This is a genomic window from Rudaea sp. 3F27F6 (assembly GCF_005503555.1).
GTDB lineage: Bacteria > Pseudomonadota > Gammaproteobacteria > Xanthomonadales > Rhodanobacteraceae > Rudaea.
In genome coordinates this window covers 272694-297841 of record NZ_SCNG01000005.1, presented here as the reverse complement: position 1 = coordinate 297841, position 25148 = coordinate 272694, and the positions used below count along the sequence as shown (strand labels likewise).

General features: G+C 65.0%; 24 protein-coding genes. 11 read left to right on the top strand and 13 right to left on the bottom strand.

Annotated elements, in window-relative coordinates; genetic code table 11:
- Window positions 1-60: 60 nt before the first annotated feature.
- The 4 genes from FFS30_RS19010 to FFS30_RS18995 are packed head-to-tail and all read left to right on the top strand — an operon-like array spanning window position 61 to window position 6927.
- A complete protein-coding gene (locus tag FFS30_RS19010; protein WP_137914768.1) occupies window positions 61-3423 on the top strand; it encodes a TonB-dependent receptor in 3363 nt (1120 codons plus the stop codon).
- 22 nt (window positions 3424-3445) lie between these two features.
- The gene (locus FFS30_RS19005) at window positions 3446-4093 is read left to right on the top strand and encodes an RNA polymerase sigma factor (RefSeq protein ID WP_137914767.1); all 648 of its coding nucleotides are present in this window, start codon (window positions 3446-3448) and stop codon (window positions 4091-4093) included.
- Window positions 4074-5108, top strand: coding sequence for a FecR domain-containing protein (locus FFS30_RS19000; RefSeq protein ID WP_137914766.1), 1035 nt, complete (start codon window positions 4074-4076; stop codon window positions 5106-5108). Before FFS30_RS19005 ends, FFS30_RS19000 begins: the two co-directional genes overlap by 20 nt.
- A 4-nt stretch (window positions 5109-5112) precedes the next feature.
- On the top strand, window positions 5113-6927 hold the full coding sequence (locus tag FFS30_RS18995; RefSeq protein ID WP_137914765.1) for an amidohydrolase family protein: 1815 nt from the start codon (window positions 5113-5115) through the stop codon (window positions 6925-6927).
- Window positions 6928-7082: 155 nt separating this feature from the next.
- On the opposite strand, the gene FFS30_RS18990 is transcribed toward FFS30_RS18995, so the two are convergent.
- The 11 genes from FFS30_RS18990 to FFS30_RS18940 form a co-directional block, all read right to left on the bottom strand.
- A complete protein-coding gene (locus FFS30_RS18990; RefSeq protein WP_137914764.1) occupies window positions 7083-7940 on the bottom strand; it encodes a PA4780 family RIO1-like protein kinase in 858 nt (285 codons plus the stop codon).
- 140 nt (window positions 7941-8080) lie between these two features.
- Entirely contained in the window at window positions 8081-8671 is a 591-nt protein-coding gene (locus tag FFS30_RS18985; protein WP_137914763.1) for an NAD(P)H-dependent oxidoreductase, read from the bottom strand.
- Between the two features lie 17 nt (window positions 8672-8688).
- Window positions 8689-9267 (bottom strand): hypothetical protein, encoded by a 579-nt coding sequence (locus FFS30_RS18980; protein ID WP_137914762.1) that lies wholly within the window; start codon window positions 9265-9267, stop codon window positions 8689-8691.
- Between the two features lie 57 nt (window positions 9268-9324).
- Window positions 9325-9720, bottom strand: coding sequence for a cupin domain-containing protein (locus FFS30_RS18975; protein WP_137914761.1), 396 nt, complete (start codon window positions 9718-9720; stop codon window positions 9325-9327).
- Between the two features lie 84 nt (window positions 9721-9804).
- Complete coding sequence (locus tag FFS30_RS18970) at window positions 9805-11073, bottom strand: DUF4340 domain-containing protein (RefSeq protein WP_137914760.1); 1269 nt, start codon at window positions 11071-11073, stop codon at window positions 9805-9807.
- 10 nt (window positions 11074-11083) lie between these two features.
- Entirely contained in the window at window positions 11084-12952 is a 1869-nt protein-coding gene (locus FFS30_RS18965) for a Gldg family protein (protein ID WP_137914759.1), read from the bottom strand.
- Window positions 12953-13022: 70 nt separating this feature from the next.
- Window positions 13023-13757, bottom strand: coding sequence for an ABC transporter permease subunit (locus FFS30_RS18960; protein WP_137914758.1), 735 nt, complete (start codon window positions 13755-13757; stop codon window positions 13023-13025).
- Window positions 13754-14707 (bottom strand): ATP-binding cassette domain-containing protein, encoded by a 954-nt coding sequence (locus FFS30_RS18955; protein WP_137914757.1) that lies wholly within the window; start codon window positions 14705-14707, stop codon window positions 13754-13756. Before FFS30_RS18955 ends, FFS30_RS18960 begins: the two co-directional genes overlap by 4 nt.
- A 184-nt stretch (window positions 14708-14891) precedes the next feature.
- Window positions 14892-16034, bottom strand: a complete 1143-nt coding sequence (locus FFS30_RS18950; protein ID WP_137914756.1) for a hypothetical protein — start codon at window positions 16032-16034, stop codon at window positions 14892-14894.
- Between the two features lie 281 nt (window positions 16035-16315).
- Window positions 16316-16969, bottom strand: a complete 654-nt coding sequence (locus FFS30_RS18945; RefSeq protein ID WP_137914755.1) for a response regulator transcription factor — start codon at window positions 16967-16969, stop codon at window positions 16316-16318.
- Window positions 16966-18129 carry a sensor histidine kinase gene (locus tag FFS30_RS18940; protein WP_249352551.1) on the bottom strand — a complete coding sequence of 388 codons (1164 nt, stop codon included), beginning with the start codon at window positions 18127-18129 and terminating at the stop codon, window positions 16966-16968. Before FFS30_RS18940 ends, FFS30_RS18945 begins: the two co-directional genes overlap by 4 nt.
- A 332-nt stretch (window positions 18130-18461) precedes the next feature.
- On the opposite strand from FFS30_RS18940, the gene FFS30_RS18935 reads away from it, so the two are divergent.
- From FFS30_RS18935 to FFS30_RS18905, 7 genes are all read left to right on the top strand, one after another.
- Window positions 18462-19064, top strand: a complete 603-nt coding sequence (locus tag FFS30_RS18935) for a GNAT family N-acetyltransferase (RefSeq protein ID WP_137914754.1) — start codon at window positions 18462-18464, stop codon at window positions 19062-19064.
- A 23-nt stretch (window positions 19065-19087) separates the two neighbouring features.
- A complete protein-coding gene (minC, locus tag FFS30_RS18930; RefSeq protein WP_137914753.1) occupies window positions 19088-19882 on the top strand; it encodes a septum site-determining protein MinC in 795 nt (264 codons plus the stop codon).
- Window positions 19883-19992: 110 nt separating this feature from the next.
- Window positions 19993-20805, top strand: coding sequence for a septum site-determining protein MinD (minD, locus tag FFS30_RS18925; protein WP_137914752.1), 813 nt, complete (start codon window positions 19993-19995; stop codon window positions 20803-20805).
- Between the two features lies 1 nt (window position 20806).
- Window positions 20807-21079 carry a cell division topological specificity factor MinE gene (gene minE / locus FFS30_RS18920; RefSeq protein ID WP_137914751.1) on the top strand — a complete coding sequence of 91 codons (273 nt, stop codon included), beginning with the start codon at window positions 20807-20809 and terminating at the stop codon, window positions 21077-21079.
- 200 nt (window positions 21080-21279) lie between these two features.
- A complete protein-coding gene (locus tag FFS30_RS18915; protein WP_249352550.1) occupies window positions 21280-21753 on the top strand; it encodes a hypothetical protein in 474 nt (157 codons plus the stop codon).
- Between the two features lie 221 nt (window positions 21754-21974).
- Window positions 21975-22613 (top strand): YbhB/YbcL family Raf kinase inhibitor-like protein, encoded by a 639-nt coding sequence (locus FFS30_RS18910; protein ID WP_137914750.1) that lies wholly within the window; start codon window positions 21975-21977, stop codon window positions 22611-22613.
- A gap of 84 nt (window positions 22614-22697) precedes the next feature.
- Complete coding sequence (locus FFS30_RS18905; protein ID WP_137914749.1) at window positions 22698-23150, top strand: hypothetical protein; 453 nt, start codon at window positions 22698-22700, stop codon at window positions 23148-23150.
- A 182-nt stretch (window positions 23151-23332) separates the two neighbouring features.
- Here FFS30_RS18905 and FFS30_RS18900 read toward each other — a convergent pair whose 3' ends face one another.
- Together FFS30_RS18900 and FFS30_RS18895 are read right to left on the bottom strand one after the other, a co-directional pair.
- Window positions 23333-23743 (bottom strand): hypothetical protein, encoded by a 411-nt coding sequence (locus FFS30_RS18900; RefSeq protein WP_137914748.1) that lies wholly within the window; start codon window positions 23741-23743, stop codon window positions 23333-23335.
- An 83-nt stretch (window positions 23744-23826) separates the two neighbouring features.
- On the bottom strand, window positions 23827-25125 hold the full coding sequence (locus FFS30_RS18895; protein WP_137914747.1) for a multidrug effflux MFS transporter: 1299 nt from the start codon (window positions 25123-25125) through the stop codon (window positions 23827-23829).
- Window positions 25126-25148 lie beyond the last annotated feature (23 nt).

Here is a 25148-nt window from a genome sequence, read left to right as displayed (position 1 = left end):
ACGGCGCCGCTTGCGGGGTAAGCAGGCGCTTTCGGGGTTATCCATTCACTGGGGAGATTCATGCATTCATCCGAGCCGGCGTTGCTGACCCGCGCGATCCGCGCCTGTCTTCTGACCACCCTGCTGCTGCCGGCGACGGCCGCGCTCGCGCGCGATGTCGAGTTCGATCTGCAAGGCGGCACGATCGAGGAAGTGCTGCCGGAATTCGCGCGCCAGGCCGGCGTACAGATCGTCGCGCCGGGCACGCCGTCGCGCAACGGCGCCAAGCTCGCACGCTTCAAGGGCTCGATGGATCCGCACGCGATGCTCGAACGTCTGCTCGCCGGCAGCGGCCTCGCGGTGATCGCCGACGACGGCCGCACGATCACGCTCGGCGCGGCCGCGCCGATGCGCACTTCGCTCGCCGCGACGCCGCTCGCCTCGGCCCAGGCGCAATCGTCCACCGAGCCCGTGCAGGCACAGACCACGCCCGCCGCGGCCGGCAAAGAGACGCACTCGCTCGGCGAAGTCACCGTCGTCGGCACGCAGATCAAAGGTTCGGCCGCCGCCGCGATCCTGCCGATCACGACCTTGGATGCGAAGCAGATCGAAGCGACCGGCGCGATTTCGGGCGACGATCTCTACCGCGCGATCCCGCAGATGGGCGACGTGAGTTTCACCGGAAACAACGGTGGCAACAGCTCGAACTATGCGCGCGGCGACATCGCCTCGGTCAATCTGCGCGGGCTCGGCCCCGGCAATACCCTGCTGCTGATCAACGGCCGGCGCACGGTCACGCATCCGACCAGCCAGGCCGACGACCAGCTCGTGCCGGTGCTGACCTACAACGCGAACGCGGTGCCGGTGCAGAATCTCGCGCGCGTTGAAGTGCTGCTCGACGGCGCCGCGGCGATCTATGGCACCGACGCGGTCGCCGGTGTGGTCAACAACGTCCTGCGCGACGACGTCGACGGCGGCAATATCTCGATCCAGCGCGGAGCCGGCGAAGGCACCGCATGGCGCGACACCTTGCTCAGCGGCGTCATCGGCAAGAACTTCGCGAATCAGAGCGGCAACGTCACTCTCGCCTACAGCTACTACACCACGACCGGGCTCAACTCGCTCGACCAGGGCTGGACCTCGACCTCCGATCGTCGCTTCGATTTCGTCAACACGCGCTTCGCCGGCGTCAACGCGCTCGACAATCGCCTGACCGCGAGCGAATGGGGCAACTTCGCCACGCCTGCGAGCGCCAAGCAGATCACCTCGAACGGCGTGCCCGTCACCACCGCCGCCGGCGCGTTCCACTCGCAGCCCGTCGCCGACGGCGGCTGTGCGGTCGGCATCGCGAGCGGCGTCTGCCTCGGCACCGGCACGCTGCAGACTTCGGGCAAGGACCGCGACACGCGCCAGGACGCGCAGGCGCGCTGGCCGATCTCGATCTCGCCCGACGTCAACCGCCTCAATCTGTTTCTGACCACGAAGTACGATTTCGAGAACGGCATCGGTTTCTTCAGCGAGACCGGCTACTACCGCTCCGAAGCCGATTCATTGCAGCCGCCGGTCAATTCGATCTCGTCGCTGCCGGTAACGATTCCAGCCTCGAATTATTGGAACCCGTTCGGCGCGGCAACCTTGCCGAACGGTAGTCCGAATCCGAACCGCCTGCCGGGGCTCAACATCCCCGCCGCCGGCCTGCCGGTGACGATGACGAGCTACCGCTTCGCCACGCCGACCCAGATCAATGTGGTCAACGATCAGTACCGCCTGCTCGCCGGCCTGCGCGGCAATCTGTTCGGCTTCGATTGGGAGAGCGCGGCCGTGTACTCGCGCGCTTCCGTGCGCGACGTGCAGGATCAGATCAGCCTCACCGCTTTCCAGAAAGCGCTCGCCGACTCGACGCCGAACGCATACAACCCGTTCGTTCCGGTCAACTCCGACGCGGCCTCGGCGCCGTTCCGCATCAAGGCGGTGCGCAAGAGCACCGACACGCTCGCGATGCTCGACTTCAAGGCGTCGCGTCCCGACGTCTTCAGTTACCGCGCGGGCGACGTCGGCGTCGCCTTCGGCCTGGAAGCACGGCGCGAAACACAGAACGACCGCCGCGATCCGCGCGTCAACGGCACCATTACCTACACCGACTCGGTCACCGGCATCAGCTATCCGAGCGATCTGTTCGGCGTCAGCCCGACGCCGGACACGCGCGGCTCGCGCACCGTCGCGAGCGCATTCGCAGAACTCTCGCTGCCGCTCGTCTCCAACGAGATGAACATCCCGCTCGTGCGCTCGCTCGATCTGCAGATCGCCGGACGCGCCGAGCACTACAGCGACTTCGGTTCGGTCGCCAAACCGAAGATCGCGCTCGGCTGGCAGATCGTCGAAGGCCTGCGCTTCCGTACCTCGTGGGCACAGGGCTTCCGCGCACCGAACCTCGAGCAGATCAACGCCAGCGTGGTCACGCGCTCGAACATCCGCACCGACTATATCCAGTGCGAAGCCGACCTGCGCCGCGGCGTGATCAATTCGTTCGCCAACTGCAACCAGAGTTCTTCGACCACCGCGCGTCGCTCGGGCAATCCCGATCTCAAACCCGAGACTTCGGAAAACTTCGGCGCAGGCTTCGTCTTCCAGCCGCAGTTCCTGCCCGAGTCGGCCGGCCGCGCGACGTTCTCGGTCGATTACTTCAAGTATCAGCAGAAAGGCATCATCGGCCTGTTCGGCGAAGGCAATGCGCTGATCCTCGACTACCTCGACCGCGTGCAGGGCACTTCGAATCCGAACGTGATACGTGCGGCGCCGACCGCGGACGACATCGCGCGCTACACCGGCACCGGCCTCGCGCCCGCGGGCAAGGTGCTCTACGTGCTCGACAAGTACGTCAACCTGCAGCCGCAGACCGTGCGCGGCATCGATTTCGGCATCAACTGGAAATCACCCGATACCGCGATCGGCCGCTTCGACCTCGCCCTCAACGGCACGCGCCTGATCGAGTTCTATCGCTCGCCCTCGCCCGAGATCGCCGCCCTGCTCGCCGCGCGCGCGGCCGGCACGATCAATCCGGGCACGTCGATCACCGGTGGCGGCGACCTGATCGGCCAGGGCGGCAAGCCAAAGATAAAATGGACCGGCAACCTCGTCTGGACCAAAGGCCCGCTGACCGCCGGCGCGAGCCTGCGCTACGTCAGTTCGTTCTACGACACCGGACTGATCGACAGCACCGGGCACAACTGGGAAATCGACTCGGCGCTGTACACCAACGTGTTCGCGCGCTACGACTTCGGCGACGCGCGCAGCGATCTGCTCTCGCGTACGTCGGTCAAGGTCGGCATCAACAATCTGCGCGACCGGCGCCCGCCGATCTCGTCCGACACGTTCGGCTACAACTCGCTCGTCTACACGCCGTATCCGCGCTACTACTATGTGACCTTGAGCAAGGGCTTTTGAGCATCAGCAGAATGAAAACCAGATGCTGCCAACGTACGCGCACCGTTTCCGCCGCGCCTCGGCGCGCGCGGTGCGCACGATGAGCGCCGTCTCCGACGATCGCGCGCTGTGGCTCGCGCGGCACGTGCTGCCGCACGAGCCGGGCCTACGCGACTGGCTCGTGCGGCGCGGCGCGCAGCGACAGGACGTGGACGACGTCGTGCAGGAGGTGTATGCCGTGCTCGCATCCCTGCATGACGTCGGCCACATTCGCGAGCCGCGCGCCTATTTGTACAAGACCGCGCAGTCGGTGATGCTGCAGTCGATGCGGCGCGCGCGCATCGTCGCGATCGAGATGTACTCCGAGTTCGAGCGGATCGATGTCGCCGACGAAGCGGCGACGCCCGAGCGCGCGATTTCCTCGCAACAGGAACTGCGCCTAGTCGGCCGCCTGATCGCACGCCTGCCCGCGCAATGCCGCGAAGCGTTCACCCTGCGCCGCGTCGAAGGGCTGTCGCAGCAGGAGATCGCCGCGCGCATGCGGCTCAGCGAGAACACTGTGGAAAAACACATCTGCAAGGGCATCCGCCTCTTGATGGAATCGATGAAATCCGCACCGGCCGCCGCCGCGAATCCCGCGCCGCGCCGTTTCGGCAAACGAGTAAGGCAACATGCAGACCCGCAATCCTGATCCGGGCATCGACGAGGCCGCCGCGGCCTGGGTCGCGCGCGAAGACCGCGCGCCGCTCGCCGACGCCGACATCGCCGAACGCGAGCGCTGGCTGCGCGCCGACTCGCGCCATCTCGGCGCGTATGCACGCGCGCGCGCCGTCTATGTGCGCACCGACCGCGCCGCCGCGCTTGCCGGCGGCGCACGCGAGCGACCGCATGGCGATGCCAGACGCTGGCTGCGCGCGCTCGGTGTCGCTGCAGCGCTCGCCGCGGGCGTCGCCGTCGTCGCGCTCGGCGTTCGTCACGCTGCGCATTCCGGCGCCGACTACGCAACGCGCAAAGGGGAAGTGCTGCGCGTGCCGCTGCCCGACGGCTCGACGATCACGCTCGATTCCGATTCCGCGGTCGACGTCGCCTTCGACGCCACGCGGCGCGGCGTGCGCCTCAAGCGCGGCGCGGCCGTGTTCGACGTTGCCAAGAACCGCGAGCTGCCTTTCGTCGTCGATGCCGCAGGGACGTCGGTAACCGCAGTCGGCACGAGCTTCCTCGTCTCGGTCGACCGCCAGAGCGAAGGTGAAACCGAAGTGCTCGTGCGCGAAGGCATCGTCGACGTCGCCGATGTCGGCGCAACGACACCGCCCGCGCGCCTGCCGGCAAACTTCAAGGCGTCGGCGCGCAAGGGCCACGCGATCGAAATCGCCCAGATTGCGCAGGACAGCGTCGCGCGCCAGCTCGCCTGGCGCGACGGCATGTTGTCTTTCAACGGCGACACGCTGCAGTACGCGGCCGACCAGTTCGCGCGCTACAGCGACGTGCACATCATCATCGACGAACCCGCACTGCGCGCGCGCCGCATCGTCGGCCTGTACTCGGCCAACGATCCGGTCGGCTTCGCCCACAGCGTCGCGAAAAGCCTCAACCTCGTCGCCGAGCGGCGCGGCAACAGCGTGCATCTGTTCGGCACGACGATGTCGGCGCAGGCCGCCGCAGCCCCTCCCGCCAATACCGCCGGCGCGACGCCGGAAAAGAGATAAGCCGATGCTTCCCGCTTCCCGTACCGTCGCCTGCGCCCTTGCCGCTGCGTTGCTCGCGTTTGCCTGCGCCGCGCCCTCGCCCGCCGTCGCGCCGACGGGCGACGCGCTGCTGATCGCCAACGCGACGATCTTCGACGGCACGACGCGCGCGCCGTACGCGGCCAGCGTGCTGATCGAGAACGGCCGCATCACTGCGATCGGCAACGCTCTGTCCACGCCGCGCGGCGCGCAGCGCATCGACGCCAAAGGCGCGGTGCTGCTGCCCGGCCTGATCGACGTGCACACGCATTGGAGTCCCGGCGGCTCGCCGGCGACGCTGCCGCAGATCGCCAATGCCTACCTCGCCGCGGGCGTCACCACAGTCAACGATTTCCACGAAGCGCCGGAAGCCTACGCGCCGCGGCGCGAGTGGCTGGCAACGATCGCCACGCCCGACGTGCGCTTCGCCGCGCGCATCTCGACGCCGCTAGGCCACGGTGCCGACTGGGGCGATGAGGCGACGACGCAGTGGGTCAACTCGCCGGCCGCCGCGCGCGCCGCGGTCGACGAGGTCGCCGCGTACAAGCCCGACCTGGTCAAGGCGTTCACCGACGGCTGGCGCTACAACAACGATCCCGACAACGTCAGCATGGGCGAGGACACGCTGACCGCGCTCGTCGCCGAAGCGCACGCGAAGGGCCTCGAAGTGTTCACCCACACGGTGACGCTCGAACGTGGCAAGCAGGCCGCGCGTGCCGGTGTCGACGCGCTCGCGCACAGCCTGCTCGACGCGCCGGTCGATGCCGAATTGATCGAGCTGATGCGCAAGCACGGCATGCGCATCACGCCGACGCTGGCGGTCTACGAACCGGTCAAGATGGATCACGCACCGCCGGCCGACGCGCAGGATCGCCGTGTCGCCCAGCGCCGGCGCAATTTCGCCACCGCGCTCGCCAACGTGCGCACTCTGCACGATGCCGGCATCACCGTCCTCGTCGGCACCGACGCGGGCATGCCCGGCACGCCGCACGGCCGCGCGACTTTGCGCGAACTCGAACTGCTCGTGCAGGCCGGCCTGACACCCGCCGACGCGCTGCGCGCAGGCACTGCGGCCAACGCCGCCGCGCTCGGTCTCGGCGATCGCGGCACGATCGAGGTCGGCAAGCGCGCCGATCTCGTCCTCGTCGCCGGCAAACCGTGGGACAACATCGCCGACATGCAGCGCATCGAGCGCGTCTTTATCGGCGGACGCCAGGTGCACGGTCCCGGCACGCGCCTGCCACCCGGCAACGCACAGACGGCGCTGCCGGCGAAGAAGATCGCCGCGGCATTGATCGACGACTTCGAGCAGGCATCGGGCCGCACCGCGCTCGACACCTTGCGCACCGACGAAGCGGACGGCGGCAACGACCGCACCGTGCAGGTGACCGAGATCGTCGCGCGCGAAGGCGAAGGCCATGCGCTGTCGATGCAGGCGCGGCTGTCGCACAAGCCGAAGGCTTATGCCGGCGTCATCTTCCCGCTGAGCCTGGGTTCGGTCGCGCCGGTCGATCTGCGCGTGTATCGCGGCATCCGCTTCGACATCCGCGGCGGCGACGGCAATGAGCGTATCGAATTGCGCGGACTCGAAGGCCGCCGCTGGTCGGCGCCGGTCAAGCTCGACAAGCAGTGGCGCAGCGTCGAGATTCCGTTCGCCGAACTCAAGGGCCTGGCGCCGTTCGGGCGCGAGCAACCCGTCGCGGTATGGACGGGCAACGATCTGCAGCAGGTCGTGTTCACCGCCGGCGGCAAGCCCGGCGAGAAAGTCTGGTTCGAGCTCGACAATCTGCGCTTCTACTGAGGCGCAGTGGAAAACGGATTTCTGCAACGCGGATCGAGGTGCAGCGAAAGCAAAGATCGCGGTTGAACAGAGAGAGCTCTTGCATAGCGGCGCGCAGTTTTCTGTGTTGCCGAACTCCGTCGCGCAGCCGCAACGGACATAACACTTTCAATCGCTCAATCGCGCAGCGCCGCTTCCTCACGGCCTTGCTGGCGAATCAGCGCCTCTTTGCGTGCCTCGTCGATCGACGCCATGACCGCGCCGACATCGGCCCTGCGCTCGTCGAAAACGAACTTGCCGGTCAACGGCGAATCCGGCAACAGCTCGCCTTTCTCGAACAGCGCCCACATTTCTTCGCCGTAGTGCGTGGCGGCAAGCTCGGGGGCGAAGCGCGCCAGCGTATCGCGCAGATTGTGCACGTCGCGCAGCAGCATCGTGCGCGCCGCGTTGTTGCCGGCGGCGCTGACCACTTGGGGGAAATCGATGATCACCGGCCCGTCGTGCGCGACGAGCACGTTGTATTCCGACAGATCGCCATGGACCAAACCGAGGCACAGCATCATCGCCACATCGCGCATCAGCGCGGCGTGAAACGCGAGCGCCTGCTGCGCCGTGAGTTCGACTTCGCCGAGGCGCGGCGCGTTGTGCCCGTCCGCGTCGACGAGCAAATCCATCAGCAGCACGCCATGAAAGAATCCGCGCGGCCGCGGCACGTGTACGCCGGCCTCGGCGAGCAGATAGAGCGCGTCGACTTCGGCGCTCTTCCATTCGGATTCCTGCTCGCGTCGACCGAACTTGCTGCCCTTGGCGATCGCCCGCGCCTGCCGGCTGCCGCGAAACTTGCGCCCCTCCTGGTACTGCACGCGCGCCTGGAAACTGCGCTGCGCCATGTCTTTGTATACCTTTGCGCACAGCGCATCGGCGCCGGAGCGAACGACGTACACCGACGCTTCCTTGCCGCTCTTGAGCGACCGCAACACCGCATCGATCACACCATCGTCGATCAACGGTTGCAGGCCTTTGGGAATCTTCATCGAATCGAAACTGCTCGCGCAAAAGTGGGCATTATCGGCGATCGGCGGCTTCCCTGCAGGGCAGCGGCGGCAGGCGCTGTTCTGCCGGGAGGGGAACCCGGCCGGAATCCAAGACTTGGAAGACTCGCGCGCCGGACCAATCAGGCCGCCTGCTCGACAAGCGTCCGCACTTCGGCAAGCCACGCTTCCCGCTGCGGCGACGAGCTGGCGGCCATCGGGCCATACATGCGCCGGATAACGCTGGAAACGCCGCACAGGCCGAATAGGCAGGCTTTCCACAGCGCATCGAGCGGGTCGCCAAACACCTGATGCTCTCTGTCGGCGGGCGTATTCGAAGTATTGAAGATCAGTGCGTGGCGCGCTTTGAGCAGGCCGACCGGTACGCCGTCGGGTCCGGTGTTCTTGGGATAGGCGTACGCGGTGCCGAGACGGAACACGCGATCGATCCAGCCCTTGAGGATCGCAGGCGGCTGCCCCCACCAATTCGGATGAAACACGAGGATCAGGTCGGCGCGAGCCAGCTCGGAACAGTAAAGCTCGACGAGCGCATCGGACGATGTAGTGTTGTCGCGCTCTCCTGTTCGCTGTACCGGATCGAACGCCTCGTCATACAAGTCGCGGTACGCAATCTCGTAACCGCGTTCGCGCAACGTGTTAACGGCGACGGCAGCCATCGCGTGAGCGAAGCTGCCGCGATTTGGACTTGCTATCACAATGAGTGCGAGCGTCATGCCGTCAATGCCTCGGTTCAGTGCGGCTGCCGCGAAGCGGGCGCATCGCCTTGAGCCGATTGTTGGATTTGCACGGGCCGAGCCAGGTCCGCGATTTGTTTGGTGAGTGCCTGGACGCTCGACTCGGTAACCGGCCCGGCCGCGCGCCAGACGATCTCATGCCCACTGTTCGTCAACACGAGATAGGCAAGGTCGGGCTCTGCGTAGGCAGTCATCGTTTTCCACTCCGAGGATTGCTTCGAGACGATGAGAAATCGATCGTGAAGACGCTCAGGCACGCCATTTCGAATGCCTCTCACCACAAACCCTCTCAGCAAACCGGGAATATCCTCGAGAACGGACACGCTGTAGACCGCAAGCGCGCCGGGCGCGGCCACGCTTTCTGCGCGGCGCGACCACGCTTCGGTCTGAGACCGAGAGGCTTCGGAAAAGCCGACGACGAGCAAGCACGGAATATGGGGAAGATCCGCGGGCAGCAAAACCGATTTTTCGGACAACGACTCTGTCGGCAGCGCCGGCATGACCGCAGCGGCCATCACCGCCCGCGATGCAAGCGCAAGGGCGCAAATCAGCAGCGTTGGCAGAAGTCGTTTCACAGCGGCCGGTGTAACGTTCGAGTTGAGCGATGCACAGTACCGGCATTCGCCGAATCGTTATGCGGCGACGTCGACAAACACAGTCTGTGCGCCAGCTTTTTCGCAAGTGATATTGACCGTGCGGCCGATCGCCCGCGTTCGATGCACCGTACCTGCCGGGATGACCACACTTTGCCACTCGCCAAGTTCGATGCGCTCCCCGTCCCTGATATCGATTTGCAAAGTTCCCGATACGACCAGGAATAGCTCGTCGGAATCCGGATGATGGTGCCAACGATACTCGCCCTCGAACACGGCCAAGCGCATGCAGTCGGTATTGACGTCGAGCAGAACCAGATTGCGGTAGGACTCGGCCACGGCGGCTTGTTCCGCGCGAATGTCGACGACCGCCAAAGCAGGATATTGGGCTTTCTCCGCTGAATATTCTTGCGCGGAAGGGAATCGAGATTTCATGCGAATACTCCCGCCGTAGCGAAACTGATTCTATCCGCGTGAACCGCGCCAAGATCCTGCCGTCGATCGGAACCGAGACCGCCGCTACGGCTGCTTGGCAGGCAAGAGCGGCGGCGCGGGTTTGCCGCCTTTCGTGCCCGCTGCGGACTTGGTTTCGAGCGGCTTCAGCAGCTCGTCGAGATTCTTATGGAAATTCGAGTAGGCGTACTGCGGCACCGTGTAAGTCCAGCCTTGCAGACGTTTGTTCAATTCTTCGGCGGCCTTGTTCGCCGCGGCGATCCGCTCAGAGCGATCCTTGGCCGGATCGGCGAACGACGCCGGTTTCGCGACTTCGCTTTCCGCCTTGGCGATCGCCGCGTCGTCGCCCTTCGCTTCGACGACTTTGAGCTTGGCCGCGGCGACGGCCGTGTCGTAAGCGGCTTTGTCTTTCGCCTGCGCGGAGCTGACCGCAGCGTCGAGTTGCGCCGCGTCGGTCGAGACGGCGAACTGTGCGCGCGACTTGCCTTCTTTCTCCCACGCGATCACGTCGACGACGAGGCCGTCGAAGCCGAGGTAGCGGGCCTTGTAACTCTGCTCGGATGCAGCCGCGTCCTTCGCTGCGGCGACGTCGTCGGCGCGCAGATTCGACAGACCCGAGCCGAGGCCGTTGGCGACGAAGTCCGAGACCAGTTCGCGGCCCTTCGGCACGTCAGCAACCTTGAAGTTGTCGTCGCTCGCCTGGTCTTTGTAGATGCTCAGAGTCTTGCCGTCGAGGCCGGTCAGCCGGACTTCCTTGATCTTTGCCGAGTCGACGTCGATCACGTCGTGGCGAATCCACGCGGCCGCATCTTTTTCCACCAGCAGGTTGCCGCTGGCGAGCAGGCTTTGCGCTTCGCCGTCGCGGCGCACGAAGGTGCCGCCTCCGCCCTGACCGTTGTAGAGGCCGACGATAAGCTTGAACGGCTGCTTGAGTCCGCCGAGCGTGACGAGGATGCTCTTCGCATCGGCAGCGCCGGTGTCCTCCACGCCGAGTTCGGCATAGCGCTTCGGATTCGCCGTCTTCGCGTCGAGCACCTTGGCGTCGGCGAGCTTGTACAGGTACTCGCGCAGCTTGGCGACGTCCGCCGGGTAGTTGGACTTCTCGCCGACCTGCCAGCCGTCGCCATTGCGCTTGAGGCTCACGTAGGTCTTGCCGGCCGCGCCGCTCAGGCTCAAGGCATCGACTTGATTGAGCTCGTCGCGCAGACCGGGCGCGAGCGGCTTGTCCTTGGCCGATTCCTCGCTGACCGGTGCGTTGGCCGAGTTGATCCAGACGGCCGCGCCGAGTGCGACAACAGCGGCAGCGGCGAGTGCGTAAAACGTCTTCGTATTCATCCCTTCATCCTCACGCGCGACGCCGACGCTTCAACCAGGCGAAGCCCAGGGCGAACAGAGTGATCAGCAGTGGCATCAGGCCGATGTTGATCAGCTTCAGACGCGTGCCGAGCGCTTCGATGCGGTCGTCGAGGCTGCGCCGCACTTGACGCAGCTCTTTGCGGATCGCGACTTTCTGATCCTGGAACTTGGTCAGCTCGGCTTTCTGCTCGGGCGAGAGAATCATCTCGTTTTCCTTGCTCTTGCCGCTCTGGAGTTCGGTCAGCTTGCGCTCCGTGTCGGACAGACGCTGCTGCAGCTCGCGCTCCTTGCCGCGGAAACTTTCCTCGGCGGCGCGGCGCATGTTGTCGACCGTGGTGAACGGGCGCTGCGAGGTCGCGCGGCCGCGGATCGAGATCAGGTCGGAGGAGCCGCCGAGGTTGTCGACCGAGTTGACGATGAAATCGCCGTTGTTGGCGAACGCATTCATGACCTGCTGGCCGAAGAACTGCTGCACCTGCACCCAGAGACGGTTGGTCAGCAGGTCAGTGTCGGCGACGAGGATGATCTCGCCCTGTGCCTGCGATTCGGCCAGATGGCCCGCGTCCTTACGCTCGGGAAACGCCGTGACGAACTTGCCTTCGAGGCGGCCGGCGACGACGAAAGGCTGGGTGCCGTCGGGCTTGTAGTCGACGAGCAGCAGGCTCGGATCGGAGAGGAATTTGACCCGGTCGGCCGGCACGGTCATCGCGTCGGCACTGGTCTGGATCAGCGGCGTCAGCTTGTTCTTCGACTCCTTCGCGAGTTGGAAGAAGCCGGCGGTGGAGACGTTGATGCTCTGCAACTGCGCCGTGGTCACGTCGATCGGATTGAGGTCGCGCTGGTTGAAGCCGAGGATCGCCGGATGGCGGATCGGCTGACCCTGCGGCGAGGTCACCTGCAGCGCGTGCTCGCGGTCGAGCACGATCTTCTTCACGTCGTAGTCGACGCCCCAGGCCTTGAACAGCTTCGGCAGGTCGGAGGAACGGTCGGCCATCATCGCCGCCTGCGGGTTGTTCGGGTCGGCGCCGGAATCGTCGCTCTCGGCGAGCGGGTCGACGAAGACGAGCAGATGGCCGCCGCGCAAAACGAACTGGTCGATCGCGTACTGCGCTTCGTCGGGCAGGTTCTTCGGCTGCACGACGACGAGGACGTTGATGTCCTTGTCGATCGCCTTCACCGACGCGGCGGTGAGCGTGCGCACTTCGAACAATTGCTCGAGCTGCGACTGGATCGCCCACGGCTGGCGCATCTGCCGCGTCTGCGCATCGAAGCCCGAGCCCATCGACAGTCCCGAGATCAGGCCGACGGCGGGCTTCTTCGCCATCGACAGCTCGTGGATCATCTTGGCGACGTCGTATTCGAGGAACGTCTCCTTGTTCGGGTTCGCGATCGGCATGACCGACTTGCCGTTGGTCGAGTTCGTGCCGACGATGCCGAGGAACAGGTTGGTCCCGCCCTGCCCCCACGGCAGCGCCTGCAGGCCGAGCGTCGTGGCGCGGTCCTCGTCTTCGGAGAACGGCAGCGGATCGATTGTCTGCACGCGCAGCTTGCCGCCCGCGCGCGCGGCCATCTCGGCGAGCATCTCGCGCACGCGCGGCGCGTAGTTGCGCAGCGCGGCAGCGTCGGGATTCGTGCTCTCGGCCGCAGACTTGTCGGAGAAGTACAGGCTCAGCGTGATCGGCTCCTCGATCGAGCCGAGGATGTTCTTGGTTCCCTGCGACAAGGTGTAGAGATGGTTTTCGGTCAGGTCGAGGCGCGCGCCGCGGAACAGCGTGTTGCTGACCAGGATCACGGCGACGAACAGCACCGCCAGGACCACGAGTGCGCCGAAGCTCAGGAGTTTGCGATTGGGATTCATCGTCATATTCCGGAATATTTCTCTTTCTCTGTCGTCATTCCAGCGAAAGCTGGAATGACGAGCAGAGCAATCAGTCGGCTTTCTTCAGATCGATCACGACCGCGCTCGCGTAGAGCCAGAACGCGATGGTCAACGCGAAGTAGACGAGATCGCGCAGGTCGATGACGCCCTTGGCGATCGCGGCGAAATGAGTCAAGAAACTCAGACCCGAGATCGCATCGACCATGCCCTGCGGTGCCCACGCGGTGAAAAAGTTCAGCACGAGCGGGAAACCGGCGAGCAGAAACAGGAAGCACACGACCACGGTCAGGATGAAGGCGACGACCTGGTTGCGCGTGCATGCCGAAATGCACGAGCCGATCGCGAGAAACGCGCCGGCCATGAGAAAGCTGCCGAGGTAGCTCGCGAAGATCACGCCGTTGTCGGGCGAACCGAGATAGTTCACGGTGATCCAGATCGGAAAGGTCAGCGCGAGCGCAATGCCGATAAAGGCCCACGCCGCGAGGAACTTGCCGACCACGGCCTGCCACATGGTGATCGGCAGGGTCAGCAGCAGCTCGATCGTGCCGCTCTTGCGTTCCTCCGACCACAAGCGCATGCCGACCGCCGGCACGAGGAACAGATACAGCCACGGGTGGAAGTTGAAGAACGGCAGCAGATCGGCCTGGCCGCGCTCGTAGAAATTGCCGATGTAGAACGTGAACGCGCCGGCGAGCAGCAGGAAGATCACGATGAACACATAGGCGACCGGCGTGGCGAAATAGCTCGCAAGCTCGCGCTTGAATACGGTGACGATGCTGCTCATGCGCGCGCCTCCTCAGGCATGTCTTCGCCGAGGTCGCCGTGCGTGATCGTACGGAATACTTCGTCCATGCGGCCGGATTCCAGTTGCAGTTCGCTGACCGGGATGCCCTGCGACTTCAGCAGTTCGCTGATTGGGCCGAAGATCTGCCGGCCGCGTTTCGGGATCGCGGTCAGGCGCTGGGTGACCTTGTCGTACTCGACCGCGGCGACGTCGGCGACGCGCGAGAGCACGTCCTTCGCTCCGGCGATATTGCTCGTCGTCAGCGATACGGCCTGGTGGTAGCGCGAACGCGCTTCGAGTTCCGCCGGCGTGGCGTCGGCGAGAATCTTGCCGCGCGCGATGATCACGGCGCGCGTGCACACCGCCTGCACTTCTTCGAGGATGTGCGTGGAGACGATGATGGTCTTGTCCTTGGCCATCGTGTTGATCAGGTTGCGCACCTCGAACTTCTGGTTCGGATCGAGACCGTCGGTCGGTTCGTCGAGAATCAGCACGGCCGGATCGTGGACGATCGCCTGGGCGAGCCCGACGCGGCGCTTGAAGCCCTTCGACAGCGTCTCGATCGACTGTTCGAGCACGTTGTGCAGATGCAGGCGCTCGATCACTTCTTCGACGCGCTGGCTGCGCTGGGCGCCGGGGATGCCGCGCGCTTCGGCGATGAAATTGAGGAACGCGCGCGTGGTCATTTCGCCGTAGCTCGGCGCGCCCTCGGGCAGATAGCCGGTGACCCGCTTCGCCGCGAGCGCGTCGTCGACGACGTCGTGGCCGCAGACGCTGGCGCTGCCTGCACTCGGGCCGAGAAAGCCCGCGATCATTTTCATTGTGGTGGATTTGCCGGCGCCGTTCGGTCCGAGAAAGCCGAGCACCTGTCCTGGCTCGACCTTGAAGGTGATGGCGTCGACGGCGGTAAGGTCGCCGTAGCGTCTGCTCAATTGCCGGGTTTCGATCATGCGCGAAGATCCCAAGTGATATTCAATTTTTCCCCGAGAGAACGCGGCCGGCTTGAACACGGCCGCGAGACAAATACCGCGGCGCCGTGAAAAAGTTCCGCGCCGCGCGGCGGATTTCGATCCGCCGGAAACGAAACAGCGCGGGCAGAGGTTCGCTCCGCCCGCGCTGCGTTGTACATCCTGCTTACTGCTGGACGGTGACCGGCAGCGATACCGTGAACGACTGGTTGTCCTCGGCCGCGTGCGCATCGGTCGTGGTCAGTTCGTCGTAGAAGCGTCCCGGACCGGTGCCGCTGTCGTCGAAGGCATAACCGTGGGTCAGCGCATAGGCCTTGAGCAGCAGGCGCGTCAGCGGCAACTGCGCCGGCGAGCCGGTGAACGAGGTTGTCAGCACCTTGCCGGCGTACGACTGCACGGCCTTGACCGGATCGGTCAGCTTGATGTCGTTGCGGCTGACCGGCAGGCAGACGTCGAACTCGTAGTTCTCGTCGCCCCAGTTCGAGGTCACCGTCATGCGCGGACCGGTCGTGTCGACCTGGACCTTCGGCGCCGCCGGGGCGGCCTTCTTCTTGCCCTTGCTGTCGGTCTCGGCCGGCGGCGCGTCGGCGGCGTTCGCCGGTTCGCCACGCTTGATGTCGGCTTGGATCTGGGTCAGCGCCTTGTCGGTCGCGTCGGCGACTTCGTCGAGCGAGCGCTTGGCCTGGGTGGAGACGCAGAGCAACGGCTGCGCGGCCACGTCCTTGACCTCGAACGTCGTGTCCTTGTAGTCCAGGTTCGGCACGGACGAGAGGTACTTTTCGAGGTCTTCGAGGTGCAGTTGGATCAACGTCGACGGCTCGCCGCCGACGTAGAGGCCGGAGTAGCGCGCCAGCAGATCCCAGCCGTAGTCGACGTCGTAGCCGAGCGTGACCTTGACCGTCTTGCCGTTCTCGGACGGCTCGAGGTCATACGTGAAGGTCTTGCCCGTGCCCTTCCAGTTGTTCTCGATCGCCCAGCGCACCTGCTTGTCCTGCACCGGATCGGGAATGATCGTGAGATTGCCGTTGCCGATCTTGCTGTCGCCCGAGCCGATCCAGTTGATCTTCGCCCCCGAACCGCGTTCCGGTCCGTAGAAATCGAAGCGCACCTTCAAATCGTAAGCGCGCAGCGGCGACGGCCAGGAGGGATAGGTGCGGTAGCCGTTCAACACGTCGTAAATCTGGCGCACCGGCGCGGAATAAACCTTGGACTTGTCGATGTGCCGGTGATTCGGCAGCGCAATCGCGAAGACCACCGCGAGGATAGCGACGATGATGAGGGCAACGAAAATCTCAAGCAGGCGAACCATCCGATCTCTCTCCAGTGTGGAACCGGCAAGCCGCGTCATTTCCCCGGCGCGACCGCGTGATAAAGACCCGGGGCGTGCGGAATCGGAACCGGGATTTTTCCCGTCCGCCCGCGTTCAGCCCGAGCGCTCCCGGAATGTTACTTGCAAATTCCGGCAATGGCTACGGCGACCGCAGCATTGTGTATGGGAGCGGGCATTCTGCCGGCGCCAGCCGCAAACGGCCGCGCCGTATCGGGCACGGCAAGCCCTCCCGGCACGTTCGCGTGCCGGGCAGGCGCCGCTCAAACGATGCCGATCTCGAACGCCTTGAGCACCGCACGCGTGCGGTCGCGCACGCCGAGCTTGGAGAGAATGTTGGAGACGTGGTTCTTCACCGTCCCCTCGGCCACGGTCAGCGAGTTGGCGATTTCCTTGTTGCTGTAGCCGCCGGCCATCAGGCGCAGGATCTCGGTCTCGCGGTCGGTCAGCGGATCGGGCCGCTCCAGGCTGACGAAATCGTTCTGCATGCGCTCGAGGCCAGAGAGCAGGCGCTGAGTCACCACCGGCGCGACGAGCGAACCGCCGCCGGCGACGGCCTTGACCGCATCGACGAGCTGTTCGAGCGAGACGTCCTTGAGCAGATAGCCGCGTGCGCCGGCCTTGAGCCCGGCGAGCACGAGCTGGTCGTCGTCGAACGTGGTCAGGATGATGGTCGGCGGCAGTTCGTCGCGCGCCGCGAGCGCATTGAGCACGTCGAGCCCCGACATGCCCGGCATGCGCATGTCGAGCAGGACCACGTCGGGCTTTGCCTGCGGAATTAAAGTGACCGCCTGCGCGCCGTCGCCGGCCTCGGCGACGACCGAAATGTCGTCGGACAGTTCGAGCAGCGAGCGGATGCCCTGGCGCACCAGGGTCTGGTCGTCGACCAGGCATACGGAAATTTTGTTCGTCGTCATCGTGCAGCCTCCAGCGGCAGCCACGCGTCCAGCGCGAAGCCACGGTCGAGATTCGTATCGATATTCAGGCGGCCGCCGACCTGCGCGAGACGCTCGCGCATGCCTCTGAGGCCGTTCCCTTGTTTGAACGCGGCGGCGCCGCGGCCGTCGTCGCGCGCGTGGATCGCGAGCTCGTTCGCTTCGGTGCGCTCGCAGCGCAGCCACAGATTGGCGGCGCCGGCGTGCTTGACCGTATTGGTGATGATTTCCTGGGCGCAGCGCAGCATCACCTGCGCGCGCAGCGGATCGTCGACGGCGAAGCGCGGCGGCAGGTCGAGATGGATGATCAGCCCCGGCACGCCGTCGACCAGGGTCTTCAGCGCCGCGCTGAGGTCGATCGCGTCGCCCTCGCGCAGTTGGCTGACCACTTCGCGCACGTCGGAGAGCAGCAGCTTGGCCACGGTCTGTGCCTGGCGCACGTGCTCCTGCGCCGTGCCGTGGACGAGATGGCTCGCGACTTCGAGATTGAGGCTCAACGCGGTCAGATGATGGCCGACCAGATCGTGCAGCTCCCGCGAGATGCGCATGCGCTCGCTCATGCGGCTCGATTCGGTCAGCAGGGTGCGCGTCGCGCGCAGTTCGGAATTGAGGCGGCGCTGTTCCTCGCGCAGGTCGGCCTGCTGCTTGGCGACCAGCGAAGCGACGAAGGTCATCGAGGAGAAGCCGATGTACATGACGCACTGCAGGATCGCTTCGACCCAGGAGAATTTGTACTCGGGGTCGATCAGGTGCACGTACAGCGGCGCCAGCGAGAAATTCATCAGCGCGAGCAGGAACGCGCCGAGCGACACCGGCAGCAGCCACGGCAGGATCACCGCGATCACCATCAGCAGGCACGAAGCGAGCGCGGGCGAGCCGAAGTAGCCGATGGTGATCGCCATCACGTACAGAAGCAGCAGCATCGGCAGGCGCGACAGCCACGAGCGCCGCGCGCCCATATTGCCGGTCGCCAGCCAGTACGCGATGCCGAACACGGCATAGGCGACCACCCAGGCGACGCGGTTGCCGACCACCGCCGCCGGGCTGTTGCCGACGAGCAGGATTGGCACACCGACCGCCGCGTAGGTGATCAGGCCCGCGTAGCGCAGCAGGCGGACGTGATTGAACAGGGGCAACTTCATATGCGCATCATAGAATGCCGCGAGGCCCTGGCAACATGCAGAAAGTAACATCGGCGTCCGCTGCTTCAGCGCATCCGGCGCACTTGGCATGCCCGAATTCTCCGGCGTTGCTACCGCGCCGGCCGGCCGCCGCGCCGGGCCGAAGACACGGGACGGTCGCCGGGCGCCGGCGGACGATAGAAGCGCTCCGCCGGCCCGGCGGCGGCCGCCCGCCACTCACCTTTCTTTAACGAAATTGCCCGCGCCGCGTCATGGCTCCAGCCGGCGGCACATGCAATAATAGGCGCCATCAAGCGCGCCCCGACGCGCCCTCGCCCACGGAGCACGTCCGCATGAGCATCACCATTCGCGACGTTCGCGAGCATGAACTGGACTCGATCCTCGCGCTCAACAACGCCGCAGGTTCCACGATTTTGCCGCTGGACGCGACCAGCGTACGCAAGTTCTACAACGAAGCCGCTTATTTCCGCGTCGCCGAAGCCGAAGACCACTTAGCCGGTTTTCTCATCGGTCTGCGCGAGAACGCCGACTACGGCAGCGACAACTTCGCCTGGTTCCGCGAACGCTATCTGCAGTTCCTCTACATCGACCGCATCGTCATCGCGCGCCCGTATCGTGGCCTCGGCCTCGGCCGCATCTTCTATGCCGACGTGACCAGCTTCGCCGAAGTGCGCGTGCCACTGCTCGCCTGCGAAGTGTTCCTCGAACCGCGCGACGACGTCGCCGTGCTGTTCCACGGCACCTACGGTTTCCGCGAAGTCGGCCAGCAGAACATGGAGCGCGTATCGCGCCGCGTGTCGCTGCTTGCAAAGGAACTGTGCAGTTTCGAGTTCGTGCGGCAGAAATACCTCGAAGGCGCGGGCGCCCTGCCGAGCCAGCCTTGGCTCGCCGAGCGCGTGCACGGTCAGGCCGCGCCGCAGGCGCGCATCGCCTGAGTCAGGGAAAGAAGCCAGTCTCCATGCGAGCGACCATAGCGGCCGTCGAGCCGATTCTCGAACTGAAATTCGGCCAGGTCGGCATCGCCAACCTGCGCCTCAACGTCAACGACGCCGAGGCGCTGCGCGAAGAAATCGCGCAGAAAGTCGCCGCCGCGCCGCAGTTGTTCGGCCGCGCTCCGGTCATTCTCGACCTGAGCCGCCTGCCGCAACTGCCGAGCGCCGCGGAAGCGCAGACCTTCCTCGACGCGATCCGCGAAGCCGGCATGCTGCCGGTCGGCCTCTCCTACAGCACGACCGAAAACGAAGCGCTGGCCAAGGAACTCGGCCTGCCGCTGCTGGCGAAGTTCCGCGCGGTCTACGAGCGCCAGAACGACGAGGGCGCCGCCGACATCGCGCCGCCCCCCGCACCGTCGCGGCCGAAGGTAGTGCCCAAGGCCGCGGAAGAAGCGCCGGTGCGCGCGCCGACTCCCGCCGCCATCGCAGCCTCAAGCCTGCGCCACGGCAAGGCAGTGCGTTCGGGCCAGCAGGTGTATGCGCGCGGCCGCGACCTGATCGTCAACGCGACGGTCGGCAACGGCGCCGAAGTGATCGCCGACGGTTCGATCCACATCTACGGCCGTCTCTCCGGCCGCGCCCTCGCCGGCGCGCAAGGCGACGCCGCGGCGCGCATCTACTGCATGGATTTCCAGGCCGAGCTCGTCTCGATCGCCGGGCGCTACCGCGTGTTCGAAGATCTGCCGCCCGAGCTGCGCGGCAAGCCCGTGCAGGCCTGGCTCGACGGCGAAAAATTGTTGATCGAGGCGCTCGTGCCGTGAACGCGGCAAGCGCTCGCAGCGAAGAAAAAACCGGATTCCCGCGCGCGCGGGGATGATGCGCAAAGGCGGATTCCGCTTTTGCTGCTTTGTATAAAAATGGAGATTTTACGTTGACCGAAAATATCGTAGTGACATCCGGCAAGGGCGGCGTCGGCAAGACGACGACGAGTGCGAGCATCGCGGTGGGCCTGGCCAAGCGCGGCAAGAAAGTCGCGGTGATCGACTTCGACGTCGGCCTGCGCAACCTCGACCTCATCATGGGCTGCGAACGCCGCGTGGTCTACGACTTCGTCAACGTCATCCACAACGAGTGCGCGCTCAAGCAGGCGCTGATCAAGGACAAGCGCTTCGAGAATCTCTACGTGCTCGCCGCATCGCAGACGCGCGACAAGGACGCGCTGACCCAGGACGGCGTGCAGCGCGTGCTCGAAGAGCTTGCCGCTGAGGAATTCGACTTCGTGATCTGCGATTCGCCGGCCGGCATCGAGAAAGGCGCGTTCCTCGCGATGTACTTCGCCGATCGCGCAATCGTCGTGGTCAATCCGGAAGTCTCGTCGGTGCGCGACTCCGACCGCATTCTCGGCCTGCTGTCTTCCAAAACGAAGCGGGCCGAAGCCGGCAACGGCAAGGTGCAGGAGCATCTGCTGCTGACGCGCTACAACCCGGCGCGCGTCGCCACGGGCGACATGATGAGCATCGGCGACGTCGAGGAAATCCTCGGCATCAAGGTCGTCGGTGTGATCCCCGAATCCGAAGGCGTGCTCGCTGCGTCCAACTCGGGCGTGCCGGTCATCCTCGACGATACGTCGAACGCCGGACAGGCTTATGAAGATGCGGTTGCGCGAATACTCGGCGACGAGCGCGAGATGCGCTTCACCGAAGCGCCGAAGAAGGGCTTCTTCCAGCGCGTATTCGGAGGTTAGCATGGGCATCTTCGATTTTCTGCGCAAAGGTCCGCAGAACACCGCTTCGCTGGCCAAGAACCGCCTGACCATCCTGATCCAGGAAGAGCGCGATCGCAGCGGCCGGGGTGCACCCGACTATCTGCCGCTGCTGCGCCGCGAGCTGCTCGAAGTGATCCGCAAGTTCGTCAACGTCGACGCCAACGCGGTCGACGTGAAGACGCACAAGGACGGCGACCACGACGTGCTCGAACTGTCGATCGCCCTGCCCGACAAAGCCACCGGCGGGGCCTGAAGAAGCTAAAGAGTTTTTTGCCACGGATTACGCAGATAACACGGATAGAGCAAAAACGATTGTTTTGCTTTTCGATCCGTGCCACTCGTGCAATCCGCGGCCGAATCATTCTTACCGATTCTTTGTGCCATGGAAGACGCGGATAGCACGCCAGAGCAAATGAATGTTCTGCTTTTAAATCCGTGTCATCCGTGTAATCCGTGGCCGAATTGCTCTTGCTGACTCTCGCCGACATCGATTGGAACGACGCCGAGGCGCTACTCGCGCGCTACGGCCTCGCGCTCGAACGCGTCGCCGACGGCGCGCCGATTCCGGGCAGCTATTGGGGCGAGCCCGAAGCCGGCGTGATCGGTGCCGCCGTCTACGCGCGCGGCGACACGCCTGTGCATTCGCTGCTGCACGAGGCTTGCCATCTCGTCGTCGCGCCGGCCGAACGTCGTGCCACGATCCACACCGACGCTTCCGACTCGCAGGACGAGGAGGACGCGACCTGCTATCTGCAGATTCTGCTCGCCGACTATCTGCCTGGCGTCGGCAGCACGCGGCTCATGGACGACATGGATGCCTGGGGCTACACCTTCCGCCTCGGCTCCGCGCGCGCTTGGTTCGAGCGCGACGCCGAAGATGCGCGCGCTTGGCTCGCCGGGCGCGGCCTGCTCGCATCAGTGGCGTAAAACGTTCCTGCGGGCCGCGATTTTGCGGCGACACACGCACTCGCGTAAAAGCGCACCTAGTCGCGCCGGAATCTTATCTCCGTGATAGATCGGAAGCGGTTCGATAAATCGAACCGCTGCGCGCTTGGTCGCGCTGTCTGATCCTGCATTCGCGGTTGCAAACGGTGCAGTTCCTCCACAATATCGGCGGCATCTTTCTTTTCCTGCGAACGAGGCATCCGATGAAACTCACCAGCCACAGCTTCGCCGAAGGCGCGCGCATTCCCGGCGAATTCGCCTTCTGCGTGATCGATGCGAAGACCCACGTTGCGCTGAGCGCCAACCGCAATCCGCACCTCGCCTGGAGCGACGCGCCGCCTGCGACGAAATCGTTCGCGCTGATCTGTCACGACCCGGACGTGCCGAGCCGCGGCGACGACGTCAACCAGGAAGACCGCGAAGTGCCGGCCACGCTGCCGCGTGTGGATTTCTTTCATTGGCTGCTGATCGACATTCCCGCCTCGGTGCACGAGATCGCGGCAGGCAGCCATAGCAACGGCGTCAGCGCGCGCGGCAAGAGCGGCCCTGCCGCGCCGAACGGCTGGCGCCACGGCATCAACGACTACACCGGCTGGTTCGCCGGCGACAAGGATATGGGCGGCACATATTACGGCTACGACGGCCCGTGTCCGCCGTGGAACGATGCCCTGGTCCATCGCTACGTGTTCACTGTGTACGCGCTCGACGTCGCCAAGCTCGACGTATCCGGCGATCTGACCGGGGCGAACCTGCGTCGCGCGTTGCAAGGCCACGTGCTTGCTCAAGCGAGCACGGGCGGCACCTATACTCTCAACCCGCGCGTGCAAAGTGCCGACGCGTAGGCCGGATCAGTCCGATAAGCGCATTTCGGAAACGATACTTCGCTGCAGTAGGCAAATCCTTCCTTCGGGCTCACCGTGTGTTCTATGGATTACGAAGCACTCTACGCGCAGTTCTCTCAAAGTCCCTGGCTGGCTCATATCGGCGAGCCGGAAGCACAGGCGAGCACGATGGGGAATCGCGATGAAATGCACGCAAGCATCGAAAACGATCCCGATGTGTTTTACGCACCACCGTATCAGCAGCCCTATGAAGACTTGTGCTGTGCGGACCATAAGCGCGCCGGTTCTCTGGCGAATGCGGCGAATCCCGCGATTACCGATCTTGCCCGCCAAGCCCATTTGCAGGCTTGGGACCGTTGTCCCGACGCGGAAGTCTGTGCGCTGCTTGCGGACGACGTGGAAACCATCGCCACACTCCTGATCCACCGGCAAGCCCTGACGGCTTTCACACAGGAGCGGATTGGCTGGTATATCAAGGGAAGGATGCCGTGGGGATACCACGGCAAATTTCCGCAGGGGCAATGGTTGGTGCTGTGAGTTAAAAAGTTGCTGCTTGAACAATCCGTAGTCGCAAAGAATTCGTCTGACCAGATTGCCCCGCTCGCATCGGCCTGCCGCTTCGGCAATCCATTTAAATTCGTGCGGCCGTTTTATAGAGCGCAGGGCAAATCGCATCGATCCTGAGCGTTGCGGCTTCCGGCTGAGGCATCCGACGATGCCTATGCGGATTCGCTCGGCGTCGTCTCTTTGAAAGGACTGTCGGGCGCGTTGAGGCGAAAACCCGACCAGATCAGCATGACCAGGGCAAACACGTTCACGCCGACCTTGGCCTGGTCGTTCCAGGTAAACGCAAAATCCAAATGTATACCGAGCCACGCGCTGTAAGAAAAATAGTGCGAAGCGAATATCGGCGCCTGCGCGGCGAAGACGACCGCGCCGAGAATTGCCGCCCAGCGCTTGCGCGCCAGCGAGCTGATTCCCGCCGCCAGTGCCGCCGCGATCAACGGTGCGAAGACCACCCATACTCCGAGCGGGATCGATGTATTCACGGCCAAATTTGCGAAAACGAGTCCGCCGACCACGGCTTGGAAGATCAGGAAATAGGCAATGGCCTTGTCTTGCTTCTGCATGCGTAACACCCCCATTCAAATTTCGTATCAACGGTCTTGCCGCACCGCATCCCCGATGCCTTGACCGTCCCCCCGTACACGCCTCAATCCGGATTCGTTCCCGTCGCCGCGACCACCGCCGCATCGCCGTCGATTTTCTCCGGAATGCGCTTGGCGATCGCGCGATACCAGCTCCAGCCGATAAGGCCAAGCAGATAGAACACCGCCGAGGCGATCGCGAGGTGCAGCGCCGAGACCGCGATGAGCGGCCCGAGCACGCCCGCGAGCAGCGCACTGCAGATCAACATGAAGAACGACTGCACCGACGAAGCCGCACCGCGGTATTGCGGGAAGCGGTCGAGCACGAGCAGGTTGAGCGCCGGGGCGACGAGGCTAACGCCGATCGCGCCGAGCCCGATCGGCAGCACCGTCCACGGCACGCGCGCCGGCTGCACGGTGGAGGCGATCAGCAGATTGAGCAGCGACGCGCTCAGCATCACCGCGTAGCCGCTGCCGACCAGCGCGCGCACCGACACGCGTCCGGCGAGGCGGCTGGTCAACAGCGCGCCGAGCGTGAGTCCGCTGATCGCCGGCACGAACAACCACGGGAAATGGTTCTGGTCGAGCTTGAGGATGTTGAGCACGAGCGCCGGCGCATTGGCGATGTAGAGAAAGAATCCGCCCGAGTTGAACGTCAGCGCGAGCGCGAGTGCGGCGAACGGCCGATCGGTGACGATCCTGCGGTAGTTGGCGAACAGCGTGCTCGGCAGGAAGGCGATGCGCCGTTCGCGCGCATGCGTTTCCGGCAGCACCGCAAGGCACAGCACGATCAGCACGGAAGTGAAGACCGCGAGCGCCCAGAACACGGCATGCCAGCCGACCAGCCCGGCCGGTGGCGGCGCGAACGGCCGGCCGTCCCAGGCCACGAGCGCCGCGCCGAACATCGGCGCAAGCGCGGGCGCGAGGCTGAAGATCATGCTGATCTGCGCCATCAGCTTCTGCGCAGGCGCACCTTCGAAACAGTCGCGCACGATCGCACGGCCGACGATCATGCCGATACCCGCACACATGCCCTGCAGCGCGCGGAACACGAGCAGCGTCTGCATCGACGGCGCGAGCGCGCAGCCTATGGTGCCGACGAGGAAGAGGATGAGGCCGCCGATGATGACGGTGCGGCGACCCCACGCGTCCGACATCGCGCCGACGAACAGCGACAACGCAGCGTAGGCGAACAGATAGACGCTGATCGTCTGCTGCATGGCGACTTCGCTCGCGCCGAACTGGCGCGCGATCGCCGGAAACGCGGGAAAGATCGCGTCGATGCAGAACGGCCCGAGCATCGTCAGCGCGGCGAGCAGGCCGGCGAGCAGGCCGCGGTGCGGAATCGGAGGAGAGGAAGGCATCGGGCGGATAGCTGCCTGGCGGT